This is a genomic window from Rhodobium gokarnense (assembly GCF_025961475.1).
GTDB lineage: Bacteria > Pseudomonadota > Alphaproteobacteria > Rhizobiales > Rhodobiaceae > Rhodobium > Rhodobium gokarnense.
In genome coordinates this window covers 286481-304763 of the sequence record NZ_JAOQNS010000005.1, presented here as the reverse complement: position 1 = coordinate 304763, position 18283 = coordinate 286481, and the positions used below count along the sequence as shown (strand labels likewise).

Genomic DNA, 18283 nt, shown 5'->3' with positions numbered 1-18283 from the left:
GAGGAGGGGCTCGGGACCTGATGTTTCTGGGCCGCGGCAGCAAGTGCCGCTTTTTTGCCCGGTCGGCACGTCTGCCCATACCGGGTGCATTGCAATGCCAGAATGCGCTCTCCGATGTGCCGTTTCCTTGCGTTACATCAAAATTGACGAGGTTTTTGGATGTCCGTACCGGCCTTCCACGAGGTCCGTTTTCCGACCGATCTCGCCTTCAATTCCACCGGCGGCCCGGAGCGCCAGACCGAAGTCGTGCGCCTCGGTTCCGGCCGCGAGGAGCGCAACACGCGCTGGGCCGAATCGCGCCGCCGCTTCGACGCCGGTTACGGCATCCGCACCCTCAACGACCTGCACGAGGTGATCGTCTTCTTCGAGGAGAGGCGCGGCCGGCTGCATGGGTTCCGGTTCCGCGACCCGCTCGACTGGAAGTCCTGCGCGCCGGGTGGGGCGCCCGCCCCGACCGATTGCTACGTCGCCACCGGCGACGGCGCGACCCGCACCTTCCAGCTCGTCAAGGTCTACGGCGCCTCGTCGACCAGATACACCCGCACCATCGCCAAGCCGGTCGCCGGCACGGTGCGCGTTGCCGTCGACGGCGCGGAAAAGGACGACGGCGCCGATTTCACCCTCGATGCGTCGACCGGCATCGCCACCTTCACCTCCGCGGCAACGCCGGCGAACGGGGCCGTCGTCAGGGCCGGCTTCGAGTTCGACGTGCCGGTGCGCTTCGACACGGATCGGCTGGAAATCAACCTGGCCGCCTTCGAGGCCGGCGAGCTGCCGAGCGTGCCGCTCCTGGAGATCCTGCCGTGAAGACCGTTCCAACAGACCTCATCGACCACCTCGCCGGCGGCGTCACCACGCTCTGCCATTGCTGGAAGGCGGAGCGGCACGACGGCGTCACGGTCGGCTTCACCGACCACGACCGCCCGCTTGCCTTCGGCGGCACGACCTACGACCCGGCGGCGGGCCTTGCCGCCAGCGAGCTCACGGCCGGGCCGGGCCTTGCCGTCGCCGGTGGCGAGGTCGACGGCGCGCTGGCGCTGGACGGTCTCGATGCGGGCGATCTCAGCGCCGGCCTCTGGGACGACGCAAGGGTGGAAATCTGGCTGGTCAATTGGGAGGCCGTCGGCCAGCGGCTTCATGTGGCGACCGGCCATATCGGCGAGGTGGAGACCGCCGACGGCGCGTTCCGGGCCGAGCTGCGCAGCCTTGCCTCCAGGCTCGACCAGCCGCGCGGCCGCATCTTTGCCAGCCATTGCGACGCCGTTCTCGGCGATGAGCGCTGCGGCGTCAATCTCGCCACTGCGACCTACAGGGCCACCGGCACGGTCATCGACACCGACGGCCGCCGCACGCTCACCGCGAGCGGCCTTGCCGGCTTCGACGATGCCTGGTTCAGCCGCGGCACGCTGACCTGGACTTCCGGCGCCAACAAGTCGTTTTCCGTCGAGGTCAAGCGCCACACGGTCGGCGCCGGCCATCTCCTGACCCTGTGGCAGGCGGCGGGGCGCACCATCGAGGAGGGCGATACCTTCACCATCCGGGCCGGCTGCGACAAGCGCTTCGCCACCTGCCGGGAGAAATTCGCCAATGCCGAGGCGTTTCGCGGTTTCCCGCATATGCCCGGCAACGACTTCGCGCTCTCCTATCCCTCGCCGGAGGGCGAGAACGAGGGCAGGAGGCGCGACAAGGCATGACCACGTCGACCGTCACCCGCGCCGCGATCGTCGCCGAGGCCCGTGCCTGGATCGGCACGCCCTATCGCCACCAGGCCTCCAGGAAAGGCGTCGGCTGCGACTGCCTCGGGCTCGTCCGCGGCGTCTGGCGGGCGCTCTATGGCTCCGAGCCGGAAGATGTCCCGGCCTATACCGCCGACTGGGCCGAGGCCGGCGGCACCGACACGCTTCTCGCCGCCGCCGAACGCCACCTTGTCACCATCGACGTCGCGGCAGCCGGTGCCGGCGATGTCGTGCTGTTTCGCTGGCGCCCGCACCTGCCGGCAAAGCACGCCGCGATCCTCGTTGGCCCCGGCCGCATCGTCCATGCCCATGAGGGCCGGTCCGTCGCCGAGGCAGCGCTCGTCCCGTCCTGGGCGCGCCGGCTCGCCCACGCCTTTTCCTTCCCCGATCTGACCGACTGAAAGGGACCGACAGATGTCGACCCTCGTCCTGCAAGTGGCCGGCCAGGCCGTCGGCGGCGCCCTGTTCGGCAGCTTAGGTGCCGTCATCGGCGGTGCCGTCGGCGCGCTCGCCGGCAACGTCATCGACCGCAGCCTCTTTGCGCCGAACACGGAAAGGACCATCGGCGCGCCGCTTTCAGATCTCTCCGTCCAGTCTTCGACCGAGGGCCGGCCGATCCCCAAGGTCTACGGCCGCGCGCGCATCGCCGGCCAGGTGATCTGGGCGACCGACTACGAGGAGGTGGTCGAGGTCGAGGAAAGCGGCGGCGGCAAGGGCGGGGGCGGCACCACGACCACCACCACCTACAGCTACTACGCCAATTTCGCCGTTGCCCTGTGCGAGGGGCCGGTTACCCGCATCGCCCGCATCTGGGCCGACGGCAAGCCGCTCGACCAGTCGCTCTACGACTTCCGCATCCACAAGGGCACGTCGGGCGCCGACCCCGATCCGCTGATCGAGGAGGTCGAGGGGACGGGCGCCGCCCCCGGCTATCGCGGCACCGCCTATGTGGTGTTCGAGCGCATGCCCCTGGAGGCCTTCGGCAACCGCCTGCCGCAGCTCACCTTCGAGGTCGTCCACGTCATCGACCGGCTGGAGAAGATGGTGAAGGCGGTGACCGTCATCCCGTCCTCCACCGAGTTCGGCTATTACGACCGGCTGGTGACGCGCCGCGGCGGCGACGGCGAGACGATCAGCGACAACCGCCACACCGGCGTTGCCGAGACCGACTGGCTGGCCTCGATCGACGAGCTGGAAGAGCTCTGCCCGAACCTTGCGAGCGTCGCCCTCGTCGTCGCCTGGTTCGGCGACGATCTGCGCTGCGGCGTCTGCGATCTGAAGCCGGGCGTGGAAGATCGCAATCGCAAGATGAGGGGCGCCACCTGGGGCGTCGCCACCCTCAGCCGCGCCAACGCCCATCTGGTCTCGCAGATCAACGGCCGCCCGGCCTATGGCGGCACGCCGTCCGACGAGACGGTGGAGGCGGCGATCCGCGACCTGAGGAGCCGCGGGCTCCGCGTCGTCTTCTATCCCTTCATCTTGATGGACGTTGAGGCCTCAAGCGGCCTGCCGGACCCCTATGGCCGCAGCGAGCAGCCGCCCTATCCCTGGCGCGGCCGCATCACCTGCCATCCGGCGCCGGGAGAGGGGAGCTCGCCCGACAAGACCTCTGCCGCCCGCAGCCAGGTGGAGAACTTCGTCGGCACCTGCCACCGCAACGATTTCACCATTGCCGGCGGCGAGGTCGCCTATACAGGGCCGAGCGAGTGGAGCTATCGGCGGATGATCCTCCACTACGCGCATCTTTGCGAAAAGGCCGGCGGCGTCGACGCCTTCCTGATCGGCGCGGAAATGCGCGGCATGACCCAGGTGCGCTCGGGCGCGGCGATCTTTCCCTTCGTCGAGGCGCTCACCGATCTCGCCGGCGATGTCCGCGCGGTGCTGCGGTCGTCGACCAAGATCACCTACGGTGCCGACTGGTCGGAGTATTTCGGCTACCAGCCGACCGACGGCAGCGGCGATGTCTATTTCCACCTCGACCCGCTCTGGGCGAGCAGCGCCGTCGACATGGTCGGCATCGACAATTACATGCCGCTCGCCGACTGGCGCGATGGCGACCACGACGATACGGCAGACGCCTGCTCGGTCTACGACCTTGACTATCTGCGCGCCAACGTCGCGGGCGGCGAGGGCTTCGACTGGTATTACGCCTCGACGAGCGACCGCAACAAGCAGGTCCGCTCGCCGATCACCGACGGCGCCCACGGCAAGCCCTGGGTGTTCCGCTACAAGGACCTGATCGCCTGGTGGTCGCACCGCCATTACGACCGGCCGGGCGGCAGCGAGGCCGCCTCGCACACGGCCTGGGTGCCGGAATCCAAGCCGATCTGGTTCACCGAGCTCGGCTGTCCGGCGATCGACCGCGGCGCCAACCAGCCGAACGTCTTCTACGACCCGAAGTCCTCGGAATCCTTCTTTCCCTATTTCTCCAGCGGTCGCCGCGACGACTTCATGCAGCGCCGCTTCCTGGAAGCGACGATGTCCTACTGGGAGCCGTCCGATCCCGACTATGTGGCGGGCTCCAACCCGATCTCGTCCGTCTATGGCGGGCGCATGCTGAACCCGGACAACATCCATTTCTGGACCTGGGACGCGCGGCCCTATCCGGCCTTTCCCGCGCTCATCGACGTCTGGTCGGACGGAGACAACTGGCATCTCGGCCACTGGCTGACCGGCCGCCTCGGCGGCGTCACGCTCGCCGCCCTCATCGAGGCGGTGCTGGACGAGCACGAGGTCGACGATTTCGAGATCGCCGGTGTGTCCGGCGTCCTTGACGGCTATGTCGTCGACAGTCCGCAGAGCGCCCGTGACATCCTGGAGCCGCTCGCCGCCACCTTCCATTTCTCCGCCGTCGACAGCGGCCGGGCTCTGCGCTTTGCCGACTATCTGTGCCAGAGCCGGATCGAGATCGACGCCGACGATCTGGCTGTCGAGGCTGACGACGATCCGCGCATGACCGTCACCAGGGGCCAGGAGACGGAACTGCCGAACGAGGTGCGGATCGCCTTTTTCGATGGCCTTCGCGACTTTGAAAGCGGCGCGGCCGCCGCACGGCGCACGGCGGGCGGCAGCGCGCGCCTGGAAAGCCGCAGCGTGCCGGCGATCGCGCCGCCCTCCTTCATGCAGGAAACCGCCGAGATGCTGCTGCACGACGCCTGGGCCGGCCGCGAGCGCTTCGAATTCGCGCTGCGGCGCGACCGCGTCGCCATCGAGCCGGGCGACCTCGTCACGCTCGTGGAGGAGGAGGTGACCCGACCGCTGCTGGTCACCGAGGTCGCCGATGCGGGGCTGAGGCGGATCTCCGCCCGCACCATCGACCCGGACGTCTTCCGGCCGGCGCCGGCGCCGGCAGCGATCGGCAAGCAGGCCCGCCCGACCGTCTTCGGCGCGCCCGACGTGGTCATGCTCGACCTGCCGGTGATCGATCCGGACGAGCCCCACCACCGGCCGCGCATTGCTGTCTCCGCAAGGCCCTGGCCGGGAACGGTCGCGGTCTGGCGCTCGGCGACGGGAGCGAGCTACAGCCGCGTCGCGGTGCCCTCCCAGCGCGCGACGATCGGCAGCCTCGCCGCATCGCTGGCGCCGGGTCCGCTGGCGCGCTGGGACAACGCCAACGCCCTGACGGTGAGCCTCATCGGCGGCAGCCTGTCCTCGCGCGACGACAGCGCCGTCCTTGCCGGCGCCAACGCCGTGGCGGTCCTTTGCGCCAATGGCGCATGGGAGGTGCTGCAGTTCGCAGCCGCCGACCTCGTCGCCGAAAGCACCTACGAGCTGACCCGGTTGTTGCGCGGCCAGCTCGGCACCGAGGACGCCATGGCGGTCGGCGCTCCGGCCGGCGCCGATTTCGTCGTTCTCAACGCGGCCGTGGAACAGGTGCCGATCCGCACCGACGAGATCGACCTTGAGCGCATCTACCGCATCGGCCCGTCCCGGCGCACCGTCGCCGATGCTGCCATGGCCGAGGTTAGCTACGCCGCCGGTGGCCGCGGCCTGAAGCCGTTCAGCCCGGCACACCTCAGCGCCCGGCGCATCGCGGAGAGCGGCGACGTCGCCTTTTCCTGGGTCCGCCGCACCCGCATCGACGGCGACGGCTGGAGCGGCCGCGACGTGCCGCTTGGCGAGGAGCGCGAGCGCTATCTGGTCGAGGTTCTGTCGGGCGGCACGCCGGCCCGTTCCTTCGAGGTGACCGGCCCGGCCGTCACTTATGCCGCCGCCGACCAGGCCGCCGATTTCGGCGCGCTGCAAGACAGCTATCACCTGAGGGTCACCCAGCTCGGCGCCCGTGTCGCCGGCATTCAGCGCGAGGCGATCGTCCATGTCTGACACCCCCCACCTGAAGCTCCCGCTCATCGAGGCCTCCCAGGCGCAAAAGCACGTCACCCACAACGAGGCGCTGATGCGCCTCGACGCGGTCTGCCAGCTCGCCGTCAAGGACCGCAATCGAACGGCGCCGCCGGCAAGCCCGCAAGAGGGCGACCGCCACATCGTCGCCGCCGGCGCCACCGGCGCCTGGGCCGGCCGCGACACCCTCATCGCCCACCGGCTCGACGGCATCTGGACGTTCCTCACGCCGGAGCCCGGCTGGTTCTGCTGGGACGCCGATCCGGGCAGCTTCGTCGCCTGGACCGGCAGCGAATGGGTCGACATCGAGACCGGCGCCTCGCTCACCGCCGAATATGAGCGCCTCGGCGTCAACACCGCGCCGGACGCCACCAACAAGCTGGCGGTGAAGTCGAACGCCGTGCTCTTCGCCCCGGTCGCGGTGGCCGACGGCGGCAATGGCGACGTCCGCTTCGTCGTCGACAAGGAGGCGGCCGGCAACACCGCCTCGCTGCTGTTCCAGGACGCCTGGTCGGGCCGAGCCGAGATCGGCCTTGCCGGCGACGATGCGCTGCGCGCCAAGGTCAGTGCCGACGGCAGCACCTGGTCCGACGCCTTTTCCGCCGACCCGGCCACCGGCACCCTGACGCTGCCGAACGGTGCGGCCCTTTCAGCGCTCAACGGCGGCGCGCTCGGCGGCCTGCGCAACCTCCTCATCAACGGCGCGTTCGGGGTTAACCAGCGCGGCTTTGCCGGCGGCGCGCTTGCTGCCGGCACCTACGGCCACGACCGCTGGAAGGCCGGGGCCGGCGGTGCCGACTACAGCGTTGCCGCGGGCGTCGTCACGCTCGCCTCCGGCTCCCTCGTCCAGGTCATCGAGAACCCGGATCTCGCCGGTGAGACGGTCACGGTCTCCGTGGAGGATCCGAGCGCGGACATCATCGTCGACGTGGCGGGGACGGGGGCGACGATCTTTGCCGGCAGCGGCCGGCGCGGCGCCACGGTGACGGTCGATGGCGGTGCCACCGGCGACGCGGCCGTCACCCTTTCCGCGACGTCCGCGTCCTTCCGCCGCGTCCAGCTCGAGGTCGGGCCCCTGGCAACGCCCTTCGAGCGCCGGCCGCCCATGCTCGAATACATGCTGTGCGCGCGCTATTGCATCACCGGCGTGCCGTTTTCGTCGGCCGGCTACGCCGGCTCCGGCGGCCAGGCGTCGCCGTCCTGGGTGTGCGTGCCGGCGCCCGTGCCCCTGCGGACGGCCCCGGCCGTGACGATCCATATCGATATCAGCGGCAACCTTGACGATGGGGCGGCCGACGCCCGGGACATCTATCCGCTGGGGGTGACCATTCAGGCGCCGTCCCTTGACGGCGGCCGCACCTATTGGGCCGGCACGCTCGATTACGATGCCGAATTCTGAGCAGCCCGCCGGCGGACCTGCGGCCGGGCACGGACTTGTGCGGGCGGGAACATTTCGGCATTCATGAACCATTCACCCGCGACCCGATAGGGGTGTGGCAATGAATGAGACGGTATCTGCAAGCGGCATGGCACCCACACCAAACGGAAGCGGAAAAGGTCCAGCCCCGGACCGCGCGGCGCGTCTGGCGATGCCCGTGCTGGCGGGCGTCGGTTCGATGCCGCCGGCAATGCCCCTTGCTCCTGCGTACCGGACCGGGAGGTCGGCCGTCATGACGAACTGGATGCGCCAGGCCCTGCTGTCGGTGCTGCTGGTCCTGATGGTGGCGGGACTTCCGGCTGCCGCGTCGGCCGAGTGCCTGAACCACGAACAGGCCCGCCGGGCCGTCGCCCGCGGCGAGGCCGTCAGCCTGTCGGTGGTGCGCCACAAGGCCCGCGGCGAGATCGTCAAGGCGCGGCTGTGCAAGAGCGGCCGCCGCTATTTCTATCGCGTCACCGTGCTGTCGCGCAAAGGCAAGGTGCGGGTCCAGCGCATCGGCGCGACGCCCTAGCAGCCTGATGTGACGCCCTCAAAAGGAGATCGATTGTGCGTATTCTGGTGGTCGAGGACGACCCCGATCTCAATCGCCAGCTCGTCGAGGCCCTGAAGGACGCCGGCTATGCGGTCGATACCGCCAGCGACGGCGAGGAGGGGCACTTCCTCGGCGACACCGAACCCTACGACGCCGTGGTGCTCGATATCGGCCTGCCGAAGATGGACGGCATTTCGGTGCTGGAGGAGTGGCGCCGCGAGGGCCGGACGATGCCGGTGCTGATCCTGACCGCCCGCGACCGCTGGAGCGACAAGGTGGCCGGCATCGACGCCGGCGCCGACGACTACGTCGCCAAGCCGTTTCACATGGAGGAGGTGCTGGCCCGCCTGCGCGCCCTGGTGCGCCGCGCCGCCGGCCACGCCTCGGCCGAGATCGAATGCGGCACCTTGCGGCTCGACACCCGCGCCGGCCGCGTCACCGTCGACGGCAATCCGGTCAAGCTCACCTCCCACGAATACCGCCTGCTCGCCTACCTGATGCACCATATGGGCCGCGTCGTCTCGCGCACCGAGCTGGTCGAACACCTCTACGACCAGGATTTCGACCGCGATTCCAACACCATCGAGGTGTTCGTCGGGCGCCTCAGGCGCAAGCTCGCGGTCGATGTCATCGAGACGGTGCGCGGGCTCGGTTACCGGATATCGGCGCCGGCGAATGACGCCTAGGTCGCTTTCCTCAAGACTGTTCATTGGCGCGGCCGTGTGGAGCGCGGTGGCGCTGATCTTTGCCGGCTTCATCCTCTCCGCCGTCTACCAGAACTCCGTCGAACGCTCCTTCGACGAGCGGCTGAACGTCTATCTGAAGCTCCTGGTCGGAGCCATGGTCAGCGCCGATGCGCCGGTCTCTGTCGACGCAGAGGCAGGGCCGCCGGGCGAGCCCGAAGCCGGGACACAGGCCGAAGCGCAAGCCGAAGCACAATCCCAAGCACAGGCCGAAACGCGCGCCGCCGCCGCACCGGATGCCGGCCCGCAGCAACCCGACGCCGAGCCGGACGCCGACGACGACACCGCCACCATCGACCTGCCCGATCCCGGCAGCCTCGGCGAGCCGCGCTTCGAGCTGCCCCTGTCGGGCTGGTACTGGCAGGTCGGCTCCGACAACGCCACCGGACTTGCCATGACCTCCGGCTCGCTGCTCGGCGATGCGCTCGCCCTGCCGAGCCGGTTCGGCGCCGAGCCGGATGATACCCGCACCTGGCGCGGCTACGTTCCCGGCCCCAATGACGAGGAACTGCGCGTCATTGAGCGCGAGATCAGCTTCCCCGAACGCGGCACCTTCCGCATCGCCGTTGCCGGCAATGCCGACGAAGTCCGCGCCGACGTCGCCTCCTTCCGCTCCACCGTCGCCCTGACCCTTGCGGTGATGGGCTTCGGCATCATCGTCGCCGTCATCTTCCAGGTCCAGGTCGGCCTCAGGCCCCTGCAGCGCATGAGCAACGCGCTCTATGCCATCCGGACCGGCGCCGCCGACCGCCTGCACGGCGACTTCCCCGCCGAGATCGAGCCGCTGGCCGAAGAGCTCAACGCCCTCATCGATTCCAACCGCGAGGTCGTGGAGCGCGCCCGCACCCATGTCGGCAACCTCGCCCATGCCCTGAAGACGCCGCTCAGCGTCGTCGTCAACGAGGCGCGCAGGGAGGACACGCCCTTTGCCCGCAAGGTCCGCGAACAGGCCGAGCAGATGGGCGTGCAGATCACCCGCCACCTGGAGCGCGCCCGCATCGCCGCCCAGCGCCGGGTCATCGGCGCCGTCACCGATGTCGGCCCGGTCACCGAGCGCCTGGTGCGCGCCATGCGTCGCATCCATGAGGAAAAGACCGTCACGCTGAGGATCGACGCGGGCAAGCCGCCGGCATTCCGCGGCGAGCAGCAGGATTTCGAGGAGATGCTCGGCAACCTCGTCGACAATGCCTGCAAATGGGCGGCGTCGGAGGTGACGGTGACGATCGCGGCGGCCGCGCGCCGGCCGGGGGTCGACCGCGACATGATGCTGATCCATGTCGACGACGACGGGCCGGGGCTGACGCCGTCGGAACGCGAGGAGGCGATCAAGCGCGGCCGCAGGCTCGACGAGACCGTTCCCGGTTCCGGCCTCGGCCTGTCCATCGTCACCGAACTGGCGCGCCTCTACGGCGGCGAGATCCGCCTCGACGCGGCGCCGGCCGGCGGCCTTCGCGCCACACTTTCGCTGCCGGCGCTTTGACATTGGCGTCGGGCGGCCCCATCTAGCCTGTCTAGGCGCAATTCGGCCATCATTTCGTGGCATGCGCTTCACTGTCGGTAACGTGCTACCATTGGTCGTGAAATCGTGCGGCGGCGGGGCCTGCCGACCCGTCTCCGGAAGGGATGTCTCCGGCGACGAGACTGTGGATTGACGACGATGCGGATCGGAGCACTCATTGTGGGCGCCACCCTCGCCGGCCTGGTCGGCGGGTGCGATACGCTCGGCCTGTCGAGCAGCTCCGACGGCGATGTCTCGCTGAAGAGCCGTTACGGCAGCGGCGAGCCGGTTCCCAAAAGTAAGGCCGGGGCCGCCATCGAAGCGCTGATCGGCCAGGAAATCAGTCCCGAGCTCGACGACGAGGACCGCCAGGCGATCTACGAGGCGCAGTTCCGTGCGCTGGAGTACAACCGCTCCGGCTCGCCGGTGGCCTGGAAGAACCCGTCCTCCGGCAACAGGGGCGAGGTCATCCCCGGACCGACCTACACCATCAACAACTCCCGCTGCCGCGACTATACCCACACGATCTTCGTCGACGACGCTCCCAAGGTGTTCCGCGGCACCGCCTGCCGCCAGCCGAACGAGACTTGGCGCTCGGTCTCCTGACCGCTTTCCCATTCGCCATTCGATCCCGCAGCCGGGCCCGACTGCGTCCCGTTTTCGCGCCTGATTTCCTTCGGCGATAAGCAAAATCTTAAGGGGTTTCCCGTCTTTTTAGACAATCGAGCATGTCGGAAGAGACGAAGGGGCCGGGGCGGCACTCCATGGCCAATCAAGCGCTGATCGAAGAAAAGGTGAAGACATACCTGCTGAGCCTGTCGCCGCAGGCGCGCAAGATGTTCCTCGCCAAGCTGGAGACGGCCGGCGGCAACGGCCTTTCCGACGCACAGCGAAAACTGTTCCTTTCCGTCGCCCGGTCCGTGGTGCGCGAACGCGCCACGGAAGCCGAGCGCGCCGACATGATCATGCGCGCCTTCTTCCGCCCGGTGGAGCCGTTCCTCTACGACGGTGAGTTGCAGAAGCGCCAGCGCGGCCGTATCGCTCGCTCCTCCCTGGAGCGCATCTGGGGCTGGATCTCGCGCGACGTCGCCCCCGATCCCCTGGTCGCCGTGCTGAAGGGCGAGGGCACCGGCGACATCGACGACGACCAGATCGAGGAGCAGACCGCCCAGATCCGCGCCGAGACCCTGCGCGTCATGCGCTCCCACCTCAAGGACATCCAGCAGGTGCCGCGCGGCAAGCAGCGGCTGGCGGCCCAACTGGGCGGCGGCGACCAGATGGAGGATCTGGAAGACCTCATCGCCGTGCTCTCCCACGAACGCGAATTCGCCTCCTTCTTCAAGAAGCTGCCGGCCCGTTTCACGACCGCGGACTTCGCCCCGGACGGCTACGCGCTGAAGATCCTGAAGGCCTTCCTCGGCTCGTTTCCCAAGGACCCGGCCTTCGTCGCCGCCGCATTGCTCGATCGGCTGCCGTCCGCGGTCTTCCTGGTCACCGTCACCAAGGGGCTGGCAAAGGCCGATTCGGTGAAAAAGATCGACGTTGCGCCCTACCGCGCCTTCATCGACGTGCTCCTGTCGGAGGTCGGGCGTCTGGTCATGGGCTTCACCGAAGCCCAGCAGGGCGGCAAGGACATCGAGACCCTGACCGGGATGATCGACCGCTACCACGAGGTCGTGCGGGCCCTCGACGTCGACATCCAGATCGAGGAATACGGCGAGTGGAGCGCGACGCTTGCCGCTTCCCGGCGCAAGATGTCGGACCGGGTCGGCATCGAGATCGAGCCGGCGATCGCCCTCGTCCGGCGCATCCTCAGGGTATCCGACGATGCCAGCGGCGTGCTCGACGTCCATATGGTCGCCGACGCCACGCGTGCCCTGCACATCCTCACCGCCGCCCGTCGCGCGGTCGACAGCCTTGCCCTCAACGACCTGCAGTCGCGGACCTGGCGCAACGTTCGCCAGTCGGTGGAGACCCTGTCCTATGGGCTGCTTGAGCGCATCCGCGCCGGCGATGCCGGCACCTGCGACCTGCCGATCAAGAAACTCGACGCGGCCATCGACTTCTCCCGCATCGTCTTCGACGAGGACTATGCCTACGGCCTGCAGCGGACCCGAAACAACGCCGTCGCCAATCTCGACAAGCGCGCAACGGGCACCTGATACCGCTTGCCCGGCAACATTGCGCTGGCGCATTTTCCCCATGACAAAAATCTGATAGAGGCGGCGCTTGCTCATATGCGCCAGCCGGGATAGGCATCGCCTCGCCGGCCGGCTCAAACGGGCGCCTCGCCGTGACACCTTGTCACGACGGCCCTGCGCCGAATGCGCGTTATGTCATAACAGCGCAATGGAATGCGAACAGGTTGCAAGTGATGGTTCTCTGGACACTGATTGCAGTCATGACGGTAGTCGCGGTGGTCGCCGTGATCGTGCCGCTGCTCCTGCAATCGGGCAAAAAGCCGGCGCCCGCCGCCGCCCACGACGTCGCGGTCTACAAGGACCAGCTCGACGAGGTGTCGCGGGACCTCGACAGCGGCCTCATCGATTCCGCCGAAGCCGAGGCGACGCGCGCCGAGATCGCCCGGCGCCTGCTGCGTGCCTCCGAAGCCGAAGCAAAGGCGCAGCCGTCGCAGCGCTCGCGGATGCCCTGGGCGGCCGCGGCCGCGGCCATCGTGCTGGTGCCCATCGTCAGCGTCGCGCTCTATCTCGCCGTCGGCTCGCCGGGCATTCCCGACCAGCCGCTGTCGGCCCGCGCGCCGGCGACCTCTCCCCATGGCGGCGACGTCGCACGCCTGTTGGAAGGGGCTGAGGCCTATCTGAAGGACAATCCGAGCGACGGCACCGCCTGGTCGCTGGTTGCGCCGGTCTATCTGCGCGTCAACCGGCCGAGCGATGCGGCGACCGCCTTCGGCAAGGCGATCGAGCTTCTGGGTTCCAATGCCCAGCTACAGATCGGCCTTGGCGAATCCATCGTCGCCCGCGAGGGCGGCAAGGTCGTGGAGGACGCCAAGGCCGCGTTCCGGCGCGCCCTGGAGCACGAGGCCAATGCCGTCGAGCCGCGGTTCTTCCTCGCCGTCGCGCTCAACCAGGAGGGCAGCTTCAAGGAAGCCGCCGCCGCCTGGGAAGCGTTCCTGAAGACCACGGACCCGCGCGAGCCCTGGGTCCGCTTCGCCCGCTCCGAGCTTGAAAAGGCGCAAAAGGGGGCGGGGCTTCCGGTCAAGATGCCCGACGTCGCCGCCGCACCCGAGGTCACAGCACCGCAGCAGCCGGCGCCCCAGGCGCCCGCCGGCGGCGAGGCGACCGCGCCGGCCGCACCGGGTCCCTCCGCCGAGGACGTCGCCGCGGCGCAACAGATGAACACCGAAGACCGCCAGGCGATGATCAACGACATGGTGTCGCGCCTTGCCGAGCGGCTCGAGACCGACGGCGGGTCGGCCGACGACTGGATCCGCCTCATGCGCGCCTACATGGTGCTCGACAAGAAAGACGAGGCCAGGCAGGCGGCGGCAAAGGCCATCGCCGCCCATGGCGGCGACGCCGCGGCCAGGGCCCGCATCGAACAGGCAGCCGGGGGGCTGGGGATACCGCTTTAGATCCTGACCTGAGCTAAGGGAGACAGGTGTCGCGATGACACGCAAACAGCGTCGCTTGAGTTTGATCGGAATTGCCGGTGTCGTGGTCGCCTGCGCGGTCGGCCTCATCCTTTTCGCCCTGACCGACCAGATCGTGTTCTTCCAGAGCCCGACCGACATCGCCGAGCATCCGGTGCCGCCGCAGCAGCGCATCCGCCTCGGCGGCCTCGTCAAGGAAGGCTCGGTGGTCCGCGGCGAGGGCACCACGGTGACCTTCACCGTCACCGACACCGCCAACGACGTGCCGGTGACCTTCACCGGCATCCTGCCGGACCTCTTCCGCGAGGGGCAGGGCGTCGTCGTGGAGGGCATGCTGGCGGTCGGCGGGACCTTTGACGCCGACACGGTGCTGGCCAAGCACGACGAGAACTACATGCCCAAGGAAGTCGCCGATTCGCTGAAGAAGCAGGGCGTCTGGCAGGGCACCGAAACCAACTGACGGCGCTGGGAAACACCAGCACCGGCGCGCAAGGCAGAACCACCAAGGGGACAACGAGACGATGATCGCAGAACTCGGCCACTACGCCCTGGTACTCGCCTTTGCCCTGTCGCTGATCCAGTCGGTGCTGCCGATCTGGGGATCGCAGCGCGGCGACGCGCGCCTGATGGCGGTGGCATCCCCCGCCGCGGCCGCCCAGTTCCTGTTCGTCGGTCTCGCCTTCGCCGCCCTGACCCAGGCCTTCGTGCAGTCCGATTTCTCGCTGGAACTCGTGTGGGCGAACTCCCATTCGACCCAGCCGCTCATCTACAAGTTCACCAGCGTCTGGGGCAATCACGAAGGCTCCATGCTGCTGTGGGCGCTGATCCTTGCCTTCTTCGGGGCGCTGGTCGCCGCCTTCGGCCACAACATGCCGGCGACGCTGAAGGCCAATGTGCTGGCCGTCCAGGGCTGGGTCGCCGCCGCCTTCCTGCTGTTCATCCTGACGACCTCCAACCCGTTCGCGCGCATCTTTCCGGCGCCCATGGAGGGCCAGGACCTCAACCCGATCCTCCAGGACATCGGCCTCGCCGTGCATCCGCCGCTGCTCTATCTCGGCTATGTCGGCTTTTCGATCGCCTTTGCCTTTGCCGCCGCGGCGCTCATCGAGGGGCGCATCGACGCGGCCTGGGCGCGCTGGGTCCGGCCCTGGGTGCTGATCGCCTGGATCTTCCTCACCCTCGGTATCGCCATGGGCTCCTACTGGGCCTATTACGAGCTCGGCTGGGGCGGATGGTGGTTCTGGGATCCGGTCGAGAACGCCTCCTTCATGCCCTGGCTGACCGGCTCGGCGCTGCTCCATTCGGCCATCGTCATGGAAAAGCGCGACGCCCTGAAGGTGTGGACAATCCTTCTGGCCATCCTCACCTTCTCGCTGTCGCTGCTCGGCACCTTCCTGGTCCGCTCCGGCGTGCTGACCTCGGTGCACTCATTTGCCAGCGACCCGACCCGCGGCGTCTTCATCCTGCTCATTCTCGCGACCTTCATCGGCGGCGCCTTCGCGCTCTTTGCCTGGCGCGCGCCGAGCCTGCGCCGCGGCGGCCTGTTCGCGCCGATCAGCCGCGAGGGCGCGCTGGTCTTCAACAATCTGTTCCTGACGGCCGCCTGCGCCGCTGTCCTCATCGGCACGCTCTATCCGCTGGCCCTTGAGGCGACCACCGGCGAGAAGATCTCCGTCGGCGCGCCGTTCTTCAACATGACCTTCGGGCCGCTGATCCTGCCGGCGCTGATCGTCATGCCGTTCGGCCCGTTCCTGGCCTGGAAGCGCGGCGATATCCTTGCCGTGTCCCAGCGCCTCGCCGTGGTCCTCGGCCTTGTCATCCTCACCGCGCTGATTACCGCCTGGGCCGTCGACGGCGGACCGCTGCTCGCCATTCTCGGCGTCGCGCTCGCCGCCTGGATGATGATCGGCGCCATCGCCGACATCGCCAGCCGCATCAAGCTGTTCCGTGTGCCGGCCGGCAACTCGCTGCGCCGCGCCGTCGGCCTGCCGCGCTCTGCCTGGGGCACCGCCTTTGCGCATTTCGGCGTCGGCGTCACGGTGCTCGGCATCGTCACCACCTCCGCCTGGCAGCTTGAGAACATCCGCGTCATGAAGCAGGGCGAGACGGCGACGATCGGCGGCTACGAGGCGACGTTCCTCGGCTCGCAGGGCCGTGCCGGCCCGAACTACCGCGAGATCGCCGCCCGCTTCCGGATCACCCGCGACGGCAAGGAACTCGGCGTCATGACGCCCTCCAAGCGGGTCTACACCGCGCGCGGCATGCCGACCTCCGAGGCCGCCATCCGTTCCATCGGCTTCTCCCAGCTCTATCTCGCCATTGGCGATGAGATGAATGCCGGCGGCGTTGCCGTACGCCTCTACTGGAAGCCGCTGGTGCTCCTGGTCTGGCTCGGCTGCGTGGTCATGGCCTTTGGCGGGCTCCTCTCCCTCAGCGACCGGCGCCTCAGGGTCGGCGCGCCGACCCGCGCCCGCCGCACTGTTGCGGCCGCGGAATGACCGCGGCCAAGGAGCGAAAGACGATGAAGCGGATCGCCGCCCTTTTCCTCGCGCTGTCGTGGCTTTGCCTGCCGGCCGCCGTCCATGCCGTCGAGCCGGACGAGATGCTGAAGGATCCGAAGCTGGAAGCGCGCGCCCGGGAGATTTCAGAGGGCCTGCGCTGCCTCGTCTGCCAGAACCAGTCGATCGACGATTCCAACGCCGAACTCGCCAAGGATCTGCGCGTGCTGGTCCGTGACCGCCTCACGGCCGGCGACAGCAACGAGGAGGTGATCGACTACCTGGTCAACCGCTATGGCGAGTTCGTGCTCCTGAAGCCGCGCTTCGGCGGCCACACGCTGATCCTCTGGCTGACCGCTCCGGCGGTTCTGGTGCTCGGCATCATCGCCGTGTTCTTTGCCTGGCGCCGCCAGCGGCGCTCCGCCGCCGCCGGGCCGGGCGGTCCGGTCGAGCTGACCGCGGCGGAGCGGGCCGAACTGGAAAAGGTCCTGAAAGACCGCAAGGGCGGTTGATCCGGCCGCGATCCGGCTCGGCAAATCCCCTTCGATCCCCTATTGTTGGCGCCTGTTGCGATGCGGGAATCGCCAAGGGGGAGTTCGATGTCGGCCGAGGTCCAGCGCATTTCGTTCAAGGGCAGTCTCGACAAGCCGCTCTCGGCCCGCCTCGATCTTCCCGCCGGCACGGTCCGGGCCACCGCGCTCCTTGCCCATTGCTTCACCTGCTCCAAGGATCTCGCCGCCGTCAGGCGCATCGCCGGCGAACTGGCGCGCCACGGCTTTGCGGTGCTGCGCTTCGACTTCACCGGCCTCGGCTCCTCCGAGGGGGAATTCGCCAACACCGACTTTTCCTCCAATGTCGGCGACATCCTCGCCGCCGCCGAGTATCTGCGCCGCAATTTCGAGGCGCCGAAGCTGCTTATCGGCCATTCGCTGGGCGGTGCTGCGGTGCTCACCGCCGCGCCGCGCATCCCCGAAGCGGTGGCGGTCGCCACCATTGGCGCTCCGGCCGACGCCGAGCACGTGACCCGCTCCTTCCACGCCCATCTGGACGAGATCGAAAACACCGGCTCTGCGACCGTCACCCTTGCCGGCCGTGAGTTCCGCATCCGCGACGACTTCCTCGCCGACGTCCGCGGCCAGAACGTCCATGACTGCGTCAAGGCGATGAAGAAGGCGCTGCTGATCCTGCACGCGCCGCGCGACGAGGTCGTCGACATCGAGAACGCAACGGCGCTGTTCGTTGCCGCCAAGCACCCCAAGAGCTTCATTTCCCTCGACACCGCCGACCACCTGATCAGCGATCCCTCGGACGCCGCCTATGCCGCCAAGGTCATCGCCGCCTGGGCCGGGCGCTATGTCGGGGCCGAGCCCCCGGCCGGCGATGCCGACGACAAGGCCATCCGCGTCTCCGAGACGGGCGAGGGCACCTTCCAGGCCTATGTCCAGGCCGGCCGCCACCGTCTCCTCGCCGACGAACCTGAGGGCTATGGCGGCAATGACACCGGCCCGTCGCCCTATGACTATCTGTCGGTCGCCCTCGGCGCCTGCACCACGATGACGCTGCGCATGTACGCCGACCACAAGAAGCTGCCGGTCGAGCACGTCTCCGTGGAGGTCTCCCACGGCAAGGTGCACGCCGCCGATTGCCAGGACTGCAGCGAGGAGGTGCGCGGCCGCGGCGGCAAGATCGACCGCTTCGAGCGGATGATCTCCATCGACGGCGACCTCGACGCGGAAACCCGCGAGCGCATGCGCCAGATCGCCGACCGCTGCCCGGTGCACAAGACGCTGCATGCCGGCGCCGCCGTCGTCACCCGGCTGGTGGACTCGGACTAAACCCCGGCGCCCGCACGGCGGCAGGATCGCTGAAGTCCCGGCGTCGGGG

The 18283-nt window shown here is 68.7% G+C and carries 15 protein-coding genes; all 15 read left to right on the top strand.

Annotation, left to right across the window (positions count from 1 at the left end; all coding sequences use genetic code 11):
* The first annotated feature begins 159 nt into the window (after positions 1-159).
* Entirely contained in the window at positions 160-807 is a 648-nt protein-coding gene (locus M2319_RS11070; protein ID WP_264601518.1) for a DUF2460 domain-containing protein, read from the top strand.
* Positions 804-1694 (top strand): DUF2163 domain-containing protein, encoded by an 891-nt coding sequence (locus tag M2319_RS11065; RefSeq protein WP_264601517.1) that lies wholly within the window; start codon positions 804-806, stop codon positions 1692-1694. Before M2319_RS11070 ends, M2319_RS11065 begins: the two co-directional genes overlap by 4 nt.
* Positions 1691-2137: an NlpC/P60 family protein gene (locus M2319_RS11060; protein ID WP_264601516.1), complete on the top strand. Its 447-nt coding sequence runs from the start codon at positions 1691-1693 to the stop codon at positions 2135-2137. Before M2319_RS11065 ends, M2319_RS11060 begins: the two co-directional genes overlap by 4 nt.
* Before the next feature lie 13 nt (positions 2138-2150).
* Positions 2151-6059, top strand: coding sequence for a baseplate multidomain protein megatron (locus M2319_RS11055; RefSeq protein WP_264601515.1), 3909 nt, complete (start codon positions 2151-2153; stop codon positions 6057-6059).
* Entirely contained in the window at positions 6052-7476 is a 1425-nt protein-coding gene (locus tag M2319_RS11050) for a DUF2793 domain-containing protein (protein WP_264601514.1), read from the top strand. Before M2319_RS11055 ends, M2319_RS11050 begins: the two co-directional genes overlap by 8 nt.
* Before the next feature lie 271 nt (positions 7477-7747).
* Positions 7748-8026 (top strand): PepSY domain-containing protein, encoded by a 279-nt coding sequence (locus M2319_RS11045; protein WP_264601513.1) that lies wholly within the window; start codon positions 7748-7750, stop codon positions 8024-8026.
* Positions 8027-8061: 35 nt separating this feature from the next.
* Entirely contained in the window at positions 8062-8733 is a 672-nt protein-coding gene (locus tag M2319_RS11040; RefSeq protein ID WP_111436351.1) for a response regulator transcription factor, read from the top strand.
* Entirely contained in the window at positions 8723-10270 is a 1548-nt protein-coding gene (locus M2319_RS11035; protein WP_264601512.1) for an ATP-binding protein, read from the top strand. The genes M2319_RS11040 and M2319_RS11035 overlap by 11 nt, the downstream gene beginning before the upstream one ends.
* 177 nt (positions 10271-10447) lie before the next feature.
* Positions 10448-10894, top strand: a complete 447-nt coding sequence (locus M2319_RS11030; RefSeq protein ID WP_264601511.1) for an RT0821/Lpp0805 family surface protein — start codon at positions 10448-10450, stop codon at positions 10892-10894.
* 122 nt (positions 10895-11016) lie between these two features.
* Complete coding sequence (locus M2319_RS11025; protein ID WP_264601510.1) at positions 11017-12450, top strand: hypothetical protein; 1434 nt, start codon at positions 11017-11019, stop codon at positions 12448-12450.
* A 212-nt stretch (positions 12451-12662) separates the two neighbouring features.
* Entirely contained in the window at positions 12663-13883 is a 1221-nt protein-coding gene (ccmI, locus tag M2319_RS11020) for a c-type cytochrome biogenesis protein CcmI (protein ID WP_264601509.1), read from the top strand.
* A gap of 34 nt (positions 13884-13917) precedes the next feature.
* A complete protein-coding gene (gene ccmE / locus M2319_RS11015; RefSeq protein ID WP_264601508.1) occupies positions 13918-14361 on the top strand; it encodes a cytochrome c maturation protein CcmE in 444 nt (147 codons plus the stop codon).
* Positions 14362-14422: 61 nt separating this feature from the next.
* Positions 14423-16399: a heme lyase CcmF/NrfE family subunit gene (locus M2319_RS11010; RefSeq protein ID WP_264601507.1), complete on the top strand. Its 1977-nt coding sequence runs from the start codon at positions 14423-14425 to the stop codon at positions 16397-16399.
* A gap of 23 nt (positions 16400-16422) precedes the next feature.
* On the top strand, positions 16423-16911 hold the full coding sequence (locus M2319_RS11005; RefSeq protein WP_264601506.1) for a cytochrome c-type biogenesis protein: 489 nt from the start codon (positions 16423-16425) through the stop codon (positions 16909-16911).
* An 87-nt stretch (positions 16912-16998) separates the two neighbouring features.
* Entirely contained in the window at positions 16999-18234 is a 1236-nt protein-coding gene (locus tag M2319_RS11000; protein ID WP_264601505.1) for a bifunctional alpha/beta hydrolase/OsmC family protein, read from the top strand.
* The last annotated feature ends 49 nt before the right edge of the window (positions 18235-18283 follow it).